A 15528-nucleotide genomic window follows, 5' to 3' on the forward strand; every position below is an offset into this window, starting at 1 on the left:
GAAATGACATCCACACTCAAAAAATACGTGTTGTTTGCCGTGGCGGCAATCGTGCTGCCGGGCCTGGTTTTTTACTGGGCGCAATCGCGCGCGCCGCACCTTGCAACTTGGCAATGGAACTTGCCGGCACATTTTCCCGTCCCACGCGTGCCTGCGGACAATCTGATGTCGGAAGAAAAATTCCAGCTCGGTCGTCATCTGTTTTATGACAAAAAACTGTCGGGCAAGGGCACGATGGCGTGTGCCTCATGCCATTTCCAGCGCCTGGCCTTTACGGATGGCAAAGCCGTCTCGATAGGCGCAAGCGGGATGCCGACGCTGCGCAGCGCACAGACCCTGGCCAACTCGGCCTACCACCCATTCTTTACCTGGGCCAATTATTCATTGGTCAGCATGGAACACCAGATGATGGTCCCTTTGCTGGGAGAAGATCCCTTGGAAATGGGGGTGAACGATGCCACGCTGGTGCGCATTTTGCAGCGCTTCAACGACGATGACAACGACGTCCAGCGCTTCCAGGCGGCTTTTCCAGGCGAGCCGATTCGACTCGAGCATATCGTCAAGGCGATCGCTGTTTTTCAGCGGGCAATGATTTCTGCAAACAGTAAATATGATCAATATCTGCTGAAAAAAGCAGCGCTCTCGGAACAGGAAGAACGCGGCCGTGTGCTGTTTTTTTCCAACCAGGCGCAATGCTCGCAATGTCATGGCAGTTTCAACTTCAATGACCAGGTCATTTCAGCGGACACCACACACGTGAAGAGGCAGTTTCACAATACGGGACTGTACAACGTGGGTGGCAATGGTGCTTATCCTGCGGGCAATGGCGGCATTGCCGAACTATCCGGCAAACCCGAAGACATGGGCATGTTTCGGGCGGCCAGCCTGAGAAACATCGAAGTCACGGCGCCCTATATGCACGATGGTTCGATCGCTACCCTGGAGCAAGTCCTGGCTGTTTATGCCGCAGGCGGACGCGATATTGCAGACGGTCCGCACCAGGGGGACGGCAGAAAGCACCCGAACAAGGACGTTCGTCTGAACAAGATCACGCTCAGTCGCGCCGAACAGGACGACATCATCGCCTTCCTCAAGACCCTGACCGATACCGAGTTTCTGAGCAATCCCCGGTTCTCGGACCCTTCCAACATGGACATTTAAGCGAAGCGACCATGATCAAATCTTCATTGAACACCATCGCGGCGCTGCTTGCAGCACTGCCGCTGGCGGCCATCGCCCAGGAGGAAAAAATCCTGAATGTGATCGTCCTCACCGCGCCGAGAATCGACCCTCTGGGCGCGACAAAGCCGAGTGCCGCGAACCAGGATTTGCAACAACTGCGTGCCGCCACCAGCGACAGTGCGCGCCTGTTGCAAAACATTCCCGGCGTAAGCCTTTACGGCGCGGGTGCCATCTCGAGTCTGCCGGCCATTCACGGGCTGGCGGACGACCGGATACGCGTGCAAGTCGATGGCATGGACCTCATGGCGGCTTGCCCGAATCACATGAATTCGGCGCTTTCCTACATCGATCCGAGCAAGGTTGGCAGCATCACCGTGTATGCCGGCATCACGCCGGTCAGCGTCGGCGGCGACAGCATCGGCGGCACGATCCAGGTCAAGTCCGCGCCGCCCGAGTTTGCCGAGGCCGGACAGCCCGCCTTTGCCAAGGGGCAGGCAGGTACTTTTTTTCGCAGCAATGCCAATGCCAAGGGATACAACATCGGCGCCACCTGGGTGGGACATGATGTCAATCTGTCGTATAGCGGCTCCCGTTCGCAAGCAGATAATTACACGGCAGCAAGGGACTTCAAGGCCGTCACCCGAGGTCGTGAAAACGGTCCCTTAATTCCAGGCAATGTTGTCGGCTCCAGTGCGTATTCCGGATCAAAGAATCAGGAGCTGGCACTGGCACTGCGTCACGAAGAGCATCTGCTTCAGCTGAGCGTGAGCCGGCAGACGGTCGGCTTCGAGGGGTTTCCGAACCAGCGCATGGACATGACAGGCAACCAGAACACGCTGCTGAACCTGCGCTACACGGGGCGCTATCAGTGGGGGGAACTGGAGGCGCGTCTCTACGATCAAGACACCCGGCACAATATGGACATGGGGCCGGACCGCTACTCCTATGGTTATGGGATGCCGATGGACTCCAAGGGGAAAACCCGAGGGGCCACGATCCAGGGCAGCATCCTGTCGTCCGGGCGCGATATTGTTCGACTCGGTGCCGAGTATCAGCAGTACACGCTGTACGACTGGTGGCCGGCGGTCGGCGGCACGATGGGACCCAATGCCTACTGGAACGTCGACTACGGTCAGCGCAATAAAATAGATGTCTACAGCGAATGGGAAGCGTCCTGGAATACACAATGGCTCACCCAAATCGGCGTGCGCAGCACCACTGTCATGACGAATGCGGCCCCGGCGCAGGGCTACGACAACGGTTTGGCCGGTCTGTGGGGCAACGAAGCGGCCGCGTTTAATGCGCTTGATCGCAAGCGTACCGAGCACAACTGGGACCTGAGCGCCATCGCCCGTTACACGCCGGACGCGACGCAACACTACGAGGCGGGCTATGCGCGCAAATCCCGTTCGCCCAGTCTTTACCAGCGCTACCCCTGGTCCACGCAGCCGATGGCGGCATTGATGAATAATTTCGTCGGCGATGGCAATGGCTATGTCGGCAATGTCGACCTGCGACCGGAAGTGGCCCACAGCGTCAGCGTCACCGGCAACTGGCAGGGGGCCGACGCGCAGCAATGGGGCTTGACGGCGACCGGCTACGCCACCTACGTACAAGACTACATCGATGCGCGACGCTGCGACTTCAATCAGTGCAGTGCCGCCAACGTGGCCGCCACGACGGGCTTTGTACTGCTCCAGTATGCCAATCAATCTGCCCGGCTGTACGGCATCGATTTGTCTGCCCATCTGCGACTGGGAAAGACTGCCGCTTTCGGTAGCGTCACAGGGACGGGCTTGCTCAATTACGTGCGGGGCGAGAACCGGACCACGGGCGACGATCTGTACAACATCATGCCGCTCAACGTGAAGTTGGCACTAGTGCAAAGTCTGGGGGCGTGGAGCAATACCGCCGAGTTTCAATGGGTTGCCGCCAAAAAGAACGTGTCGCAAGTGCGCAACGAAATGCGCACGGGCGCGTATGGCTTGCTCAATCTGCGTAGCAGCTACGAATGGCAGCATGCGCGACTCGATATCGGCATCGAAAACGCGCTCGACCGTTTCTACGCGATGCCGCTGGGCGGCGCGTATGTCGGCCAGGGCGCGTCGATGACAAGCAATGGCATCCCATGGGGAGTACCCATTCCCGGCATAGGCCGCTCGATGAATATCGCACTGAACCTGCACTTTTAAAATAGGACATAAAAAATCATGAAAATCACTTGGATCCATTGGCAAAAAATACATCGTGTCATCGTCCTGAGCGCCTTCAGCGGATCGCTGTTGGCCGGCTGTGGCGGCGGTGGTGATGGCCCGGCCATCGAAGCGCGGCCACAGACGCTTCAATTTGTTGGCGCGGCCATCACGCTGCAATTGCCGGGCAGCGCAACCGTCGTGGCAAAGGCCAGTTCCGATCTGCCGATACGCTACAGCAGCACCACGCCCACCGTCTGTTCCGTGGATGGCAGCACCGGTGTCGTGAGCGCGCTCGCCACCGGCGTCTGCAGCATTGCCGCCAATCAATCTGGCAACACCACCTTTGCCCAGGCGCCGCAAGCGATTCAAACCATCCCCGTCGTCGTCAATCCCAGTCAGACCATCCGCTTTGCGGCCGCGCCGGAACTGAGCTGGCTCGGTACCGCCACGGTCTCCGCCGTGGCCAACTCGGGCTTGGCGGTCAGTTTCAACAGCGCCACGCCTTCCGTGTGTGCAGTCAACGAGAAGTCGGGCCTGGTGACCAGCCTGGCGGCAGGCACTTGCACCATCACGGCCGATCAGGCCGGCGATGCCAACTATCACGCCGCGCCGCAGGCGATGCAGAGTCTGCCTGTTTCAGTGCCGTCCGGTATCACTGTGCCGGGTGCGCCTGCCGGAGTGACGGCGACCGTGGCCAACGCCATCAATGAAATCACTGTCAGCATTGGCGCAACGGACAGTGGCGGCAGCCCGATCACCGGCTATACCGTGACCTCCATTCCGGCAGGCATCACCGCGACAGCAAGCACATCGCCGGTGAGCGTCACTTGTCCGAGCACCTGCAGCGGTTACGCCTTCCAGGTGATGGCGAGCAACCGTATCGGTCAGGGCGCGCCGTCTGCCGCGAGCGATGTGCTGACCAACTACAACGTTGTTGAAACGTTCTACGAGCCCGATACGCAGCCGCGTGATTCGATCTTCATCGGCTCATTCACTTTCAATTCGACCACCCGAACGGTGCTCAATCTGCATGGCATCCTGAGCGAATCGATGACCGGCAGCCAACTGGCCTACCCGGCGGACAACATGGTCTGGTTGCCGCTGAACAATCAGCTGTCTGCGGTATCGGACGCTGTGCTGGGCGGCGTCCTGGTCACCACCTTTTTGAACAGCAATACCAGCACGTTCTCGACCATGTCCGGTGGCGATGGGTGGTCGCCCCAGGCTGGCGTGGACATCGGTGGTGTGTATGCTGGCTTCCCCAAAGCGGCGCAGAACCCGGGCAATGCCTATGCCATGATCTTCGTCAACACAGACGATCCCTTGGCGCCCCTGACGCCCGCTCAGCTCAACAAGCTGGCGTATGCCGACTGCGCCCCGGGCGGCATGATGGGTGCCGTGTGCATGACCGGAACCACGGTGGCCGGTTATGGCGCTGTTGGCACGATGAGTGGCTATCCGGTATCCCAAAAAATCACCAAAAAACCTTAAGCTGCTGGCGCCAGCACGCTACCTTGCTGTCAATGCGGGGCGATGCGGCTCCACGTTTCGCGGAACGTGGCCGCATCGAGCGGCCGCGCATGCGGGTCGTCGGGCTGGAACAGGCCGCCGATCAGCATATCCTGAATGGCGCCCGTGAAGCCGCCGTACGCGGCGCGGCCCCACTGGCGCCGCGTGTGGGCGAAGACGACGGCATCTTGCTGCGCGGCCAGTTGCGCCAGGGCTTGCCGCAAGGTGGCGGCCGCCTCCGTCCCCATATCCGTGGCGATGGCGCACACCAGGCGCTGGCCGAATTGCAGGGGCTTGCCGGCCCGCCCCAGCAGCGATTCATTGGCCAGCGCGAGGAACACATCGGGCGCCTGGTCGTCTTTTTCGCAGACGGACCAGGTGGGCGCCCACGCTTCCAGGCTCATGAAGCGGGCCTCGGTCGTCTGCGGTGTGTGCGTCCACTTGGCGTGCGATTTGGCGTCCCAGCCCAGGCGGCCAAAGGGAATCGGCTTGCCCTTGGGATTGTATTGATGGCTGCGCACGCCGGCCTTGCCCCGCGCCTGCGCCATGAGACCATCGAGGCTGGCGGCAAACGGCGCCCATTGCGCCGCATTCCACAGCGGCGGCGCATCGGGCGCGGCCAGCAGCAGGAATACTTCGTAGTCACGTGAAAAAAACGCCATGCGGATTCCTTATGACTGCAGTTGAGATATGGCCGCCCTCTGGCTGGGGCGCAGCAGGTAGACGCCATACAGGCACAGGGGCAGCACGGCCAGCAGGGCGATAGTCGGCAGGATGGACGCGCCATCTTCGGCCGGGTTTGGCAAGGTGGCCGTCACCAGCGCGTAGTCCCACAGTCCATGCACGAGGACCATGGGCCATACCGAGCGGGTGCGTAGGCGGATGGCCGCATAGCCGACGCCCTGCAGGGTGGCGGCGACGGCTTGCCACAGGGCGCCGCCGACGTCGCCCGTGGCCAGGCCGTTGGCCAAGTGGGCCAGGCCGAACAGCGCCGATGACATCAGGACGGCGGGCCAGACGGCGTAGCGGTCCAGCATGCCTTGCAGCAAGATGGCGCGGAACATCAGCTCTTCCGAGATGGCCACCAGCGCCGCATTGCACGCCACGATCAGCAGCACGCGCGGCTGCGGCCAGCCGCCGGCCCAGGCCAGCAGCAGCATCAGCAAGGCATACAGCAGCGGCGGCCAGACCAGCCACAGCGTTTTCCATGGCTGCGGCGCGCACAGGCCTGCTTCGCGGCGCCCGCTTGATGCCAGCAGCAGCGCCAGTGCGAACATGGCGGCCAGCGCCCACGACAGGCCGATACGCCCGGTGACGGCTGTGCCCGGCAAGGCGTAGCCGGCCGCTTCCAGCCAGCGGCCTGCCATGCTCAAGCCCAGCCAGATGGCCAGGGCGCCGATGGCGAGCGGCATGGTGAGGTGGATTCTTTTCCTGAACATGGGCGGCCTCATGCTGCTGGCACGCCGCCGCTGACGCGGTTGCGGCCCGTGTTTTTCGACTGGTACAGCAAGGCATCGGCCTGGCGTATCAGCTTGCTGCTATCCGTGCCATGCTCCTGGCCGGACTGGACTGTGGCCGCGCCCAGGCTGACGGTCACGACGCCGTTCGCGCTGGCCGCGTGGGGAATCTGCAGCGCTTCCACGGCGGCCCGGATGGCTTGCGCGACTTTCAGCGCCCCCGCGGCGCCCGTGCCGGGCATGATCACGGCGAATTCTTCGCCGCCGTAGCGCGCCGCCAGGTCTTCGGTCCGGCCGACGCTGCGCGCCACGGCGCCGGAAACTGCCTGCAGGCATTCATCGCCCGCCACGTGGCCATACTGGTCGTTGAATTTCTTGAAGAAATCCACGTCGAGCATGATCAGCGATACTTCGTGCCCGCTGCGCTGGGCGCGCTTCAATTCATGCGCCAGGGTTTCGTCGAAACAGCGGCGGTTGGCCAGTCCCGTCAAGCCGTCTTGCGAGGCCCGCGCCGCCAGATCCGCGTTGGCGCGCTGCAATTGCGTACTGGCCGAGCGCAGGTTCGCCTCGATACGGTCGCGTATGGCAATCTGGCGCATCAGCTTGCGGAACAGGTAGATCAGTGCCGCGCCCGCAACCAGTGACGCCAGCACGATTTGCATGCTCACGCGTTGCCACTCGGCAAAAATATCTTCCTCCGATAGCCCCGCCGCCACGATGACGGGAAAGCGCTGCAGGTGGCGATAGCTGTACAGCCGTTCGATTTCGTCCACCTTCGCCGTCATCATGGCCGTGCCGACCGGTCCTTTTTCGCGGTAGGTGCGCAAGAGTGCGCCCGAAGAAATATCCATGCCGATGACGCCAGGCTGGAATGGCCGGCGGTAGATCAAGGTGCCGTCGTCCAGGGCAAAGAAGGCCGTGCCCGTCTTGCCGAGGTTGAGGCTATCGTAGATGCGTTCGAAGGAGGCAAGTCCCAGGGTGACCAGCACCACGCCGGCAAACGAGCCGTCCGCCAATTCCACCCGGCGCGATACGGGCAAGACCCATTGCCCGCTCGATTTGCTGCGCACGGGCGCGCTGATGCGGCTGCCCAGCTGCGCATGCGTCTTGTGATAAGTAAAGTAGTCACGGTCCGCATTGTTGCCGTCCTGTCCGGCGCCGGACGAGCTGGCCAGCCAGGCTCCGTGGCTGTCGAAAATGAAGACGCCGGCAATTTCCACGATATTTTTCGATAACTGCTGCAGATGCGATTGCAGCCGCTCTCCGGTAGCATCATTATTTCCTTCATTACGGACGTGTTCGGCAATATCTTCCAGCATCGCATCGGCGACTTCCAGTTCCATGTACGCTTGCGTCGCCAGGGCGCGCGCCATGTTTTCTGTCGCCGTGCTGGCCTCGCGCAGGCGCACCGTATGCGAAGACCAGACGATCCAGACAGTCATGCCAAGCAGCATGGCGCACATGCAAAAGAAGGCGATGCTGGCCCAGACGATCACGGGTCGCTTGTGTTTGCTCAAGACCTCGAACTGCGCCGGGACGGCGTCGGTATGTGCTGCTTCTTTTACTGCATGCATAAGCGGATCATGAAGTTGCATCAATGATATGGTCGAAAATATTGCCATACTACATTAAAAAGCAAAGCCACAAAGTTGCCACATCGTTATAGTTGCATGGAATAATAGGCATTGCCCGTTTGAACCTTCGATTGGAGTCGCATGGCCTACACGAAAACCATCACCACCGAGCGCCTGATCCTGCGCAAACCGCAACCATCGGATGAAGCGCGCTTCTACGCCATGCATGCCGATCCCGAAGTGATGCGCTATTTCAGCGAACCGCCATGGCAGGATGCCAGCATCGCCACGCGCAAGCTTGCCGAGGACATCGCCGCTTTCGACAACGAGGAATTCTTCCGCTTCGCCGTGACGCTGAAGGCGACGGGCGAATACATGGGCAGCTGCAGCCTGTTTTCCGAGCACCGCCAGAACCGGCGTGCCGAAATCGGCTATGCACTGGCGCGCCCGCACTGGGGCAAGGGCTATATGCAGGAAGCCTTGTCGGCACTGCTGGAATACGCCTTCATCGAGCGCGACCTGAACCGTCTGGAAGCCGATATCGATCCGCTCAATACGGCTTCGGCCAGCGCTCTGGAACGCCAGGGTTTCAAGCAGGAAGGTTTCTTGCCCGAACGCTGGATCGTCGGCGGCCACGTCAGCGATACGGCCCTGTACGGCTTGCTGCGGCGCACGTGGGAAGCGCGCCGCAAGGGCGCCGCGTGAGCCACTGCGGGACGCCGCGATTGCCGCTCACCGATCATCCCCTGGTGACCTTGCGCCACCTGGAGCGTAGCGACGCGCCCGCCTGGTATGCCTACCTGGCCGACCCTGTTGTCGTCGAGCACACGAGCTGGAACTTGCGCAGCATCGACGACTTGCTGCCCCATTTCGATGACTATGCATCGGCCCAGCCGTCCTCGCCCATCCGCCTGGCCGTGGTGCTGCGCGACGGCGGCCAGCTGGTGGGTACCATCGGCTTGAATGCCATTTCCCCGCAGCACCGCACGGCGGAAATCGCCTACGACCTGGCGCCCGCCGTCTGGGGACAGGGCGTGGCCACGGCCATCGTGAACGCTGTCGTGGACTGGGGCTTCCAGCGTCTGGGCTTGCTGCGCATCCAGGCGACCGTACTGGAGAGCAATGCACGTTCGATCCGCGTGCTCGAACGCTGCGCTTTCGAGCGGGAAGGTTATTTGCGCTGTTACCGGCAAATTCGTGGAAGACCCGGCAACTTCTGGCTGTATGCGCGTCTTGCCGGCGTTCCATGAGCAAGCTTCCGCTGAGTATTTTGCTGGTGGAAGACCACCTGGCGATCGCGCGTCAGGTGCTCGACTTCCTCGACGGCTTGGGCTGGCAGACGGACCATGCGGGCACGGGCGCGCTGGCGGTGCAATTGGCCACGCGCAACAATTATGACGTGGTGCTGCTGGACCTGAACCTGCCCGACATCGACGGCTTGCAGGTGTGCCGCGCCATCAAGGCGGGCGCGCCCAGCAATGTGCCGATTTTGATGCTGACGGCGCGCGACGCCTATGAAGACAAGGCGCGCGGCTTTCGCGATGGTGCCGACGATTATTTGACCAAGCCCTTCGACTTGCGCGAACTGGCCTTGCGCTGCGAAGCGCTGGCGCGCCGCCACCAGTTGCACGTGCACCAGGAAATGCGCGTGGGGCCCTTCACCTTGCAGACGCGCGCAGGACGCGCCCTGGTTGGCGATGCGGCGCTGCCGCTGACGCAGACGGGCTTTAAAATCTTGCTGCTGCTGTGCCGTGAACATCCGCACGCCGTGTCGCGCTCGGCCCTGCTGCAGCAGCTGTGGGGCAGCCAGCCGCCCGATAGCGACGCGCTCAAATCGCACATCTACGCGCTGCGCAAGCAGCTGGAGTTGGCAGGCGTGGCGGGCGTGCTGGTGACCATCCCGCAGCTGGGCTACCGCCTTGCCTTCGATGCGGCGCCCTGCGATGGCTAAGTCGATCCGCCGCCAGCTGTTCGCCGCCCTGGCCGGCTTCACTGTCCTGCTGTGCCTGTGCTACACGGGCCTGGCGCTGGTGATCGCGTACGTGACGGAAGACATGCTGGTGCAGCGCCTGCTCGAACGTGAAGCGGCGGCCGTCAGCATGCGCTGGCAGCAGCACGGCAAGCTGACGCCGTCCGGCAGCGACCTCATCACGGTTTATGGCAGCTACCTTGACTTGCCTCAGGCGGTACGTGCGCAAGTGCCGCCGTCCGCCCCACGCGGGGAGGTGTTCACGACGACAGGCCAGCATTATCACGTGCTGGCGCTGGACCACGTTGCCGCTGGCCCGCCGCAGCGCGTGTATCTGCTGGCTGACGTGGCACCCGTGCTGGTGGTGTCGCGCCTGGCGCAGGAAGTGGGCGGTGTCGTCGCTGGCGTGGCGCTGGCGCTGATCGCCCTGGCCCTGCTGCTGGCCTACTGGCTGGCGCGGCGTCTCGTGCGGCCCTTGCAGAGACTGGCCCAGGAAGCGCGCCAGCTGGCGCCCGGCAGCGCCGTGCATTTCAGCGCGCGCGATCGCCCCGACGAGATCGGTTTCCTGGCGCGCCGCCTGGAAACCACCTTTGCCGAACTGCAGGCGGTCTTGCAGCGCGAACAGGCATTTACCCGCGACGTCAGCCACGAACTGCGCACGCCGCTGACCCTGATGCACAACACGCTGGCGCTGGCGACTGCGCAGCCCCTGGGCGGGCAGGCGCAGGTGCAGCTGCAGCAAGCCACGGACGACATGCGCGCCACCATCGACGTGTTGTTCGCGCTGGCACGGGCCGAGCAGTTGCCGGGCGAGGTGGTGGAGTTGCGCGGCTGCATAGAGCAATGCCTGCTGCGCTTGCTGGAAGATTCCACCTGGGATGCCAGCCTGCTGGCGCTGGACTTGCCCGAGCGGCTGGAGGTGCTTGGCAACGGGCAGCTGACGATGTTGCTCATCAATAATTGCCTGGCCAATGCCCTGTTCCATGGCGGCCCGGCCTGCCGCATCAGTATTACGTTTGCGCAAGGCTGCCTGAGCATAGTCAATACCGTGCCGGCGGGCCAGCCACGGCGCGTCCACGGTTTTGCGCATGGCCAGAACCTGTTGCTGCGCCTGGCCCAAGCCATGCGCTGGGACATTGCTTTCCATCCCGGCGAGAGGCAGTACCGTGTCGCCATCGTTCCGGCCCGGGCGCAATAAAGTCACCGGATTTCACCGCGATTTCACCGGCGCTTGCCTAAGCTGCAAGCTCTTGATCAACGGAGAAAGCCGCATGAAATTGTTTATCAGCCTGCTGGTGCTGGCGTGCACCTGCATTCCTGTGCTGGCGCAAGTGACCAGCCTCGTTCACAAAGACGAAAAACGCCGCTACATCGTCTATACGCCTGCCGCTTATCAAAGTCAGCCGCAGCAAGCGTTTCCCGTCGTCTTCAATTTCCATGGCGGCGGCATGAGCATGGCCGAGCAGATGCTGTACACGCAGATGAACACGGCGGCCGAGCGGCACCGGTTCATCGTTGTGTATCCGCAAGGCATCAAGCAGGACTGGAACGTGGGCTTTGGCATGGATTACCTGGCGGGCACCGATGATGTCGGTTTTACGCAAGCGATGTTGCGTAAACTCAAGCAGGATTACCGCATCGATGACAAGCGCGTGTATGCGACGGGCCTGTCGCGCGGCGGCTTCTTTGCCTTGCGCCTGGCAGCCGAGCTGCCGCAGCAGTTCGCGGCCGTCGCTTCCGTGGGCGCGCCGATGCCCGTGCCCGTCATCACCCACCATACCGTGCCTTCGCCGGTGGGCATGCTGTTGATACAGGGCACGGCCGACCAGGTGGTCTTGTATGGGGGCAAGGATGGCGGCTATCTCTCCGCCGAGGACACGTTTGCCTACTGGCGCAAGCAAAACCGCCTCGAAGGCGCCGCGCCACCGGCGCGCCTGCTGCCCAGCGTGCCAGGTGACGATACGCAAGTGACGCATGTGCAGCAGGGCAATGGCGCGCAGCATGTGGCCTTGATCACCGTCAGGGACGGCGGCCACACGTGGCCCGGCGCCGATGCGTTTAATATTGGCCTGCCCATCGGCAAGACCACGCGCGCCATCGACGCGAATGAGGTGATGTGGGAATTTTTCAGCCGCCATCGCCGTTGACGCCATGCTAGCATGGCGGCCATCGCTGCAGTGCTATGCGGCAAATCAGGGGAGGGGGAGCACGGTGGCAATGTCAGAAGCAGGTATCGCGGCCATGGCCGAGGCAATCTTCGCCAAGCCCGGCGCAGCCGTGGCAGAAGCGTATTCGGCGCCGGAACGGGAAACGCTGCATTTTCATTCGGCCACGGAACTGTGCGCGTATGCGGCCAAACTGGAGGCCGAAGGCGACAGCTGCGTGCTGCTGGCCGTGTATTACCCGGATATGGGCGGACACTTTGCCCCGACCCGTATCGCGCTTGACCCCGCCAAGTGCGATGGTCTCAGCAACCGCTACGTGTGCGAAGGCTGGGGCGTCATCCGCGTGTACCTGCGCTTGTCCGGCGGCAAGGGTCTGGACTCGAACGTGGGCGCCAATTCGCAGAAGCGCGCGGAAAAATGGCAGCGCCACTACCCGGCATTCGGCCCGACCGACGCCTGGGACTGGGACGCCGTGGGCCGCCATGAACGCCGGCTGATCCGCGTGCTGAAGAAGGTTGCGCTCCAGGATGCTACTGCACAGGAGGGCCAGTCATGACGGAGCCGATGCGTATCAACCCCGCCGCCATTTTTTGCCGCTCGCTGCCGCAGCTGTCCGCCATGCTCGACAAGACCGGCACGGCGCCGCAACTGCTGGTGGCGCGTCTGCACCCGGACATGCTGCCGTTCGCCCAGCAGGTGCGCGCGGCCGTGAGCTTTTCGCTGCGCGGCTGCTGCCCGCTGGCGGGTCTGGACGTGGCCGATTTCAGCGCCGCCGCCAGCTTGCAGGAACAGATCGCGCAGACCATGCGCTACCTCAAGGATATTCCCGCCGAACGTTTTGACGGGCCGCCTGAGCGCCTCTGCCGCGACCGCGCCGGCTTTGCCGACATTGCGCTGCCGGCCGATGAATATTTGAATTTATACATCCTGCCGAATTTCTATTTTCACTTCAGCATGGCGTATGCGATCGCCCGCAGCCAAGGTGCCGCCATCGGCAAGGGCGATTTCGACGGTTATCATGCGTATGCGCCGGGTTTCAGCTTTGAACATCCCGCCGCGCCGTAGTTGCTACAAGCCAGCGTCTTTCCATGAGGACAAACCCAGCCGCTTCAGCAGCCGGCCCGACAGCCCGCAACTCCAGCAACTGATCTGGATTTGCCGCTGCCGCTCCTGGTTTGCATGCCAGGCTTGCTCGGCATAATCGAGCAGGGCGTCGCTGAGGGGAGAGTTGTCGGCCACGGGCGGCAGGCGCGACATCAGTTCGAACACGCCGTGGGTCGCTTCCTTGATCTGCAGCAAACCCGCCAGCAAAGCGCGCAGCACGGCGCCGTCGATGTTGCTGCTCGCTTGCGTGTAGCGTTGCTGCCAGCACAGGCCGCGAACGCGCCACAGGGCGAGCAGCGCGGGCACGTCGGCGGACTGCAGTTGCCCGACCAGCTCGTCCGCATCGAGAAACAGGTCGAGGCGCTCGTATTCCTCGTCGTCCCCGCACAGCAGCTCATCGAGTTCCTGCAAGTCGCTCATGCCACCACGTTCACGGGCGCCCCCCGTTCAAACGCTTCCACGTTGCCGATCAATATGTCGGCCAGCTTCTGCATGGCTTCACCGCTGGCCCAGGCCGTGTGGGGCGTGAGGATGAAGTTGGGCAGGCGCAAACTTAAAAGCGGGTTGTCCGGCAGCGGCGGCTCCTTCGATAACACATCGAAACCGGCGCCAGCGATCACGCCACGGGTCAATGCGTCGGCCAGGGCCGCTTCATCGACCAGGCCGCCTCGCGCCGTATTGATCAGCAGCGATGTGGGCTGCATGCGCGCCAGCTCTTGCGCACCGAGGATATTGCGCGTGGTGTCCGTCAGCGGCAAATGCAGGCTCAGCACGTCGGAAGTGGCCAGCAATTCGTCGAAACTCACCTGCGTCACGCCGTCGTCGTCGATGGGCGAGCGATTGTGCACCTGCACTTGCATGCCGAAGGCGCGCCCCAGCTGGGCCACGGACTTGCCCAGTGCGCCATAACCGAGCAAACCCAGGCGGCTGCCGGCCAGGTCGCGGATCGGGTGGCCGAACAGGCAGAAGCGCTCCGACGCCTGCCACAGGCCCGCTTCCACGTCCGCGCGGTAGGCGACCAGCTGGCGGCGCAGGGCCAGCATCAGGGCCAGCGTATGCTCGGGCACGGTGGCGCGCGCATAGTCGCGGATATTCGCCACCACGATGCCCCGTTCGCGGCAGGCGGCCAGGTCGAGGATATCCGTGCCGGTGGCGGCCACGGCGATCATTTTTAAATCCGGCAACTGGGCCAGCTCGGCCGCGCGCAGCGGCACCTTGTTCGTGATGGCGATGCTGGCGCCTTGCAGGCGGGACACCGTCTGTTCGCTGCCCTTGGTGTGCGCATACTCTTCCCAGCTGTGCGCGAAGGCGGGTGGGCGCACAGTGGCGATCAGGCTGTCGCGGTCGAGGAAGACGATGCGGTGCGGGTGCAGGTGCGGCGGTGTGCTTGCTGTAGTCATGGCTGGGCCTCGGTCTGGGCGGCACGCGCGGGAAGATTGCTCTTGCCCTTCAGTTGCGTGGCCGGGTGGTTGGTAAACATGTCGGCGACCCACTCGACAAACACGCGCACCTTGGCGGACAGATGGCGGTTGGGCGGATAGATCACGTGGATGGGCAGCGGGTCGGATTCCCATTCATCGAGCAATTCCACCATTTTGCCCTGTTCTATCAGCGGCGCAAGCATGAAATGCGTCATTTGAACGATGCCCAGGCCGGCCAGGCCGGCCGCCGCGTAGGCGTTCGAGTCGTTCAGGGCGATATGGCTGGGCATGGACATCTGGATGCGTTCGCCGGCGCGGGTGAAATCCCAGTCAAACGTTTTGCCTGTCTTGGCGGAGAAAAAATTCACGCCCCGGTGCTGCGCCAGGTCGTTCGGGTGCCGCGGCGTGCCGTACCGGGCCAGGTAGCCGGGCGCGGCGCAGGTGATGAAATGCAGCACGCCGACGCGGCGCGCGATCAGGTTCAGGTCGCCCAATTCGCCGCCGCGCACGGCGCAGTCGACGCCTTCCTCGATCAGGTCGACGGGCCGGTCGCTGCAACCGAGTTCCAGCGAGATGTCGGGGTAGCGGGCAAAAAAGTCGGGCAGGGCGGGGATGATCAGTTCGCTGGCCAGGGCCGTGGGCGCATCCACGCGCAGCCGCCCGCTTGGGCTCAAGCGCGTGCGCGACAGCGATTCCTCGGCCTCGCGCACGTCCGACAGGATGCGCACGCAGCGTTCGTAGTACGCGGCGCCGTCCGAAGTAATGCTGACGTGGCGCGTAGTACGGTTGAGCAACTTGACCGACAGGCTCGCTTCCAGCGACTGGATCAGGGTCGACACGGTGGCTTTTGGCAACTGCATGTTTTCTGCCGCGCGCGTAAAGCCGCCCGCATCGACGACTTGGATGAAAACTTCCATGGCTTGCAGCTTGTTCACTTGAATTCCTATCATTT

16 protein-coding genes are annotated in these 15528 nt (G+C 62.9%); 10 read left to right on the plus strand and 6 right to left on the minus strand.

The genetic code is table 11. The features are described 5' to 3' along the window. Window positions 1–3: 3 nt before the first annotated feature. Genes CLU93_RS21515 through CLU93_RS21525 form a run of 3 tightly spaced genes read left to right on the plus strand, consistent with a single transcriptional unit; the run spans window position 4 to window position 4868 of the window. Window positions 4–1161 carry a methanobactin export MATE transporter MbnM gene (locus CLU93_RS21515; RefSeq protein ID WP_099763230.1) on the plus strand — a complete coding sequence of 386 codons (1158 nt, stop codon included), beginning with the start codon at window positions 4–6 and terminating at the stop codon, window positions 1159–1161. An 11-nt stretch (window positions 1162–1172) separates the two neighbouring features. Continuing rightward, window positions 1173–3374: a TonB-dependent receptor gene (locus CLU93_RS21520; RefSeq protein WP_099763231.1), complete on the plus strand. Its 2202-nt coding sequence runs from the start codon at window positions 1173–1175 to the stop codon at window positions 3372–3374. Between the two features lie 18 nt (window positions 3375–3392). Further along, window positions 3393–4868 (plus strand): fibronectin type III domain-containing protein, encoded by a 1476-nt coding sequence (locus CLU93_RS21525; protein WP_099763232.1) that lies wholly within the window; start codon window positions 3393–3395, stop codon window positions 4866–4868. 29 nt (window positions 4869–4897) lie between these two features. Here the strand turns inward: CLU93_RS21525 and CLU93_RS21530 are convergent, their stop codons facing one another. The 3 genes from CLU93_RS21530 to CLU93_RS21540 are packed head-to-tail and all read right to left on the minus strand — an operon-like array spanning window position 4898 to window position 7917. After that, complete coding sequence (locus tag CLU93_RS21530) at window positions 4898–5548, minus strand: hypothetical protein (protein WP_099763233.1); 651 nt, start codon at window positions 5546–5548, stop codon at window positions 4898–4900. 9 nt (window positions 5549–5557) lie between these two features. Beyond that, window positions 5558–6325 (minus strand): CPBP family intramembrane glutamic endopeptidase, encoded by a 768-nt coding sequence (locus CLU93_RS21535; protein WP_180287901.1) that lies wholly within the window; start codon window positions 6323–6325, stop codon window positions 5558–5560. Between the two features lie 8 nt (window positions 6326–6333). Further along, on the minus strand, window positions 6334–7917 hold the full coding sequence (locus CLU93_RS21540) for a GGDEF domain-containing protein (RefSeq protein ID WP_180287902.1): 1584 nt from the start codon (window positions 7915–7917) through the stop codon (window positions 6334–6336). Between the two features lie 141 nt (window positions 7918–8058). Here CLU93_RS21540 and CLU93_RS21545 point away from each other — a divergent pair, with 141 nt between their 5' ends. From CLU93_RS21545 to CLU93_RS21575, 7 genes are all read left to right on the plus strand, one after another. Next, window positions 8059–8622, plus strand: coding sequence for a GNAT family N-acetyltransferase (locus CLU93_RS21545; RefSeq protein WP_099763236.1), 564 nt, complete (start codon window positions 8059–8061; stop codon window positions 8620–8622). Window positions 8623–8642: 20 nt separating this feature from the next. Further along, window positions 8643–9167 carry a GNAT family N-acetyltransferase gene (locus CLU93_RS21550; protein WP_099763237.1) on the plus strand — a complete coding sequence of 175 codons (525 nt, stop codon included), beginning with the start codon at window positions 8643–8645 and terminating at the stop codon, window positions 9165–9167. Then, on the plus strand, window positions 9164–9868 hold the full coding sequence (locus tag CLU93_RS21555) for a response regulator transcription factor (RefSeq protein WP_099763238.1): 705 nt from the start codon (window positions 9164–9166) through the stop codon (window positions 9866–9868). Before CLU93_RS21550 ends, CLU93_RS21555 begins: the two co-directional genes overlap by 4 nt. Further along, a complete protein-coding gene (locus CLU93_RS21560; RefSeq protein ID WP_099763239.1) occupies window positions 9861–11084 on the plus strand; it encodes a sensor histidine kinase in 1224 nt (407 codons plus the stop codon). The genes CLU93_RS21555 and CLU93_RS21560 overlap by 8 nt, the downstream gene beginning before the upstream one ends. 73 nt (window positions 11085–11157) lie before the next feature. Further along, window positions 11158–12033: an extracellular catalytic domain type 1 short-chain-length polyhydroxyalkanoate depolymerase gene (locus CLU93_RS21565; protein WP_099764530.1), complete on the plus strand. Its 876-nt coding sequence runs from the start codon at window positions 11158–11160 to the stop codon at window positions 12031–12033. A 70-nt stretch (window positions 12034–12103) separates the two neighbouring features. Further along, entirely contained in the window at window positions 12104–12607 is a 504-nt protein-coding gene (locus CLU93_RS21570) for a hypothetical protein (protein ID WP_143451779.1), read from the plus strand. Then, complete coding sequence (locus CLU93_RS21575; protein ID WP_257225047.1) at window positions 12604–13116, plus strand: DUF1993 domain-containing protein; 513 nt, start codon at window positions 12604–12606, stop codon at window positions 13114–13116. The genes CLU93_RS21570 and CLU93_RS21575 overlap by 4 nt, the downstream gene beginning before the upstream one ends. A gap of 3 nt (window positions 13117–13119) precedes the next feature. Here the strand turns inward: CLU93_RS21575 and CLU93_RS21580 are convergent, their stop codons facing one another. The 3 genes from CLU93_RS21580 to CLU93_RS21590 are packed head-to-tail and all read right to left on the minus strand — an operon-like array spanning window position 13120 to window position 15511. Further along, on the minus strand, window positions 13120–13575 hold the full coding sequence (locus CLU93_RS21580; RefSeq protein WP_099763241.1) for a hypothetical protein: 456 nt from the start codon (window positions 13573–13575) through the stop codon (window positions 13120–13122). After that, window positions 13572–14555: a D-2-hydroxyacid dehydrogenase gene (locus CLU93_RS21585; RefSeq protein ID WP_099763242.1), complete on the minus strand. Its 984-nt coding sequence runs from the start codon at window positions 14553–14555 to the stop codon at window positions 13572–13574. The genes CLU93_RS21580 and CLU93_RS21585 overlap by 4 nt, the downstream gene beginning before the upstream one ends. Then, entirely contained in the window at window positions 14552–15511 is a 960-nt protein-coding gene (locus CLU93_RS21590; RefSeq protein ID WP_099763243.1) for a LysR family transcriptional regulator, read from the minus strand. Before CLU93_RS21590 ends, CLU93_RS21585 begins: the two co-directional genes overlap by 4 nt. Window positions 15512–15528: the final 17 nt, after the last annotated feature.

It is taken from the genome of Janthinobacterium sp. 35 (assembly GCF_002754575.1).
In the GTDB taxonomy this organism is placed as follows: Bacteria; Pseudomonadota; Gammaproteobacteria; order Burkholderiales; family Burkholderiaceae_D; genus Janthinobacterium; species Janthinobacterium tructae.

What these genes read in the sequence shown, in the direction of transcription:
- CLU93_RS21515 (WP_099763230.1), top strand. Translation starts at nt 4, where the DNA reads ATGACATCCACACTCAAAAAATACGTGTTGTTTGCCGTGGCGGCAATC.
- CLU93_RS21520 (WP_099763231.1), top strand. Translation starts at nt 1,173, where the DNA reads ATGATCAAATCTTCATTGAACACCATCGCGGCGCTGCTTGCAGCACTG.
- CLU93_RS21525 (WP_099763232.1), top strand. Translation starts at nt 3,393, where the DNA reads ATGAAAATCACTTGGATCCATTGGCAAAAAATACATCGTGTCATCGTC.
- CLU93_RS21530 (WP_099763233.1), bottom strand. Translation starts at nt 5,548, where the DNA reads ATGGCGTTTTTTTCACGTGACTACGAAGTATTCCTGCTGCTGGCCGCG.
- CLU93_RS21535 (WP_180287901.1), bottom strand. Translation starts at nt 6,325, where the DNA reads ATGTTCAGGAAAAGAATCCACCTCACCATGCCGCTCGCCATCGGCGCC.
- CLU93_RS21540 (WP_180287902.1), bottom strand. Translation starts at nt 7,917, where the DNA reads ATGCATGCAGTAAAAGAAGCAGCACATACCGACGCCGTCCCGGCGCAG.
- CLU93_RS21545 (WP_099763236.1), top strand. Translation starts at nt 8,059, where the DNA reads ATGGCCTACACGAAAACCATCACCACCGAGCGCCTGATCCTGCGCAAA.
- CLU93_RS21555 (WP_099763238.1), top strand. Translation starts at nt 9,164, where the DNA reads ATGAGCAAGCTTCCGCTGAGTATTTTGCTGGTGGAAGACCACCTGGCG.
- CLU93_RS21560 (WP_099763239.1), top strand. Translation starts at nt 9,861, where the DNA reads ATGGCTAAGTCGATCCGCCGCCAGCTGTTCGCCGCCCTGGCCGGCTTC.
- CLU93_RS21565 (WP_099764530.1), top strand. Translation starts at nt 11,158, where the DNA reads ATGAAATTGTTTATCAGCCTGCTGGTGCTGGCGTGCACCTGCATTCCT.
- CLU93_RS21570 (WP_143451779.1), top strand. Translation starts at nt 12,104, where the DNA reads ATGTCAGAAGCAGGTATCGCGGCCATGGCCGAGGCAATCTTCGCCAAG.
- CLU93_RS21575 (WP_257225047.1), top strand. Translation starts at nt 12,604, where the DNA reads ATGACGGAGCCGATGCGTATCAACCCCGCCGCCATTTTTTGCCGCTCG.
- CLU93_RS21580 (WP_099763241.1), bottom strand. Translation starts at nt 13,575, where the DNA reads ATGAGCGACTTGCAGGAACTCGATGAGCTGCTGTGCGGGGACGACGAG.
- CLU93_RS21585 (WP_099763242.1), bottom strand. Translation starts at nt 14,555, where the DNA reads ATGACTACAGCAAGCACACCGCCGCACCTGCACCCGCACCGCATCGTC.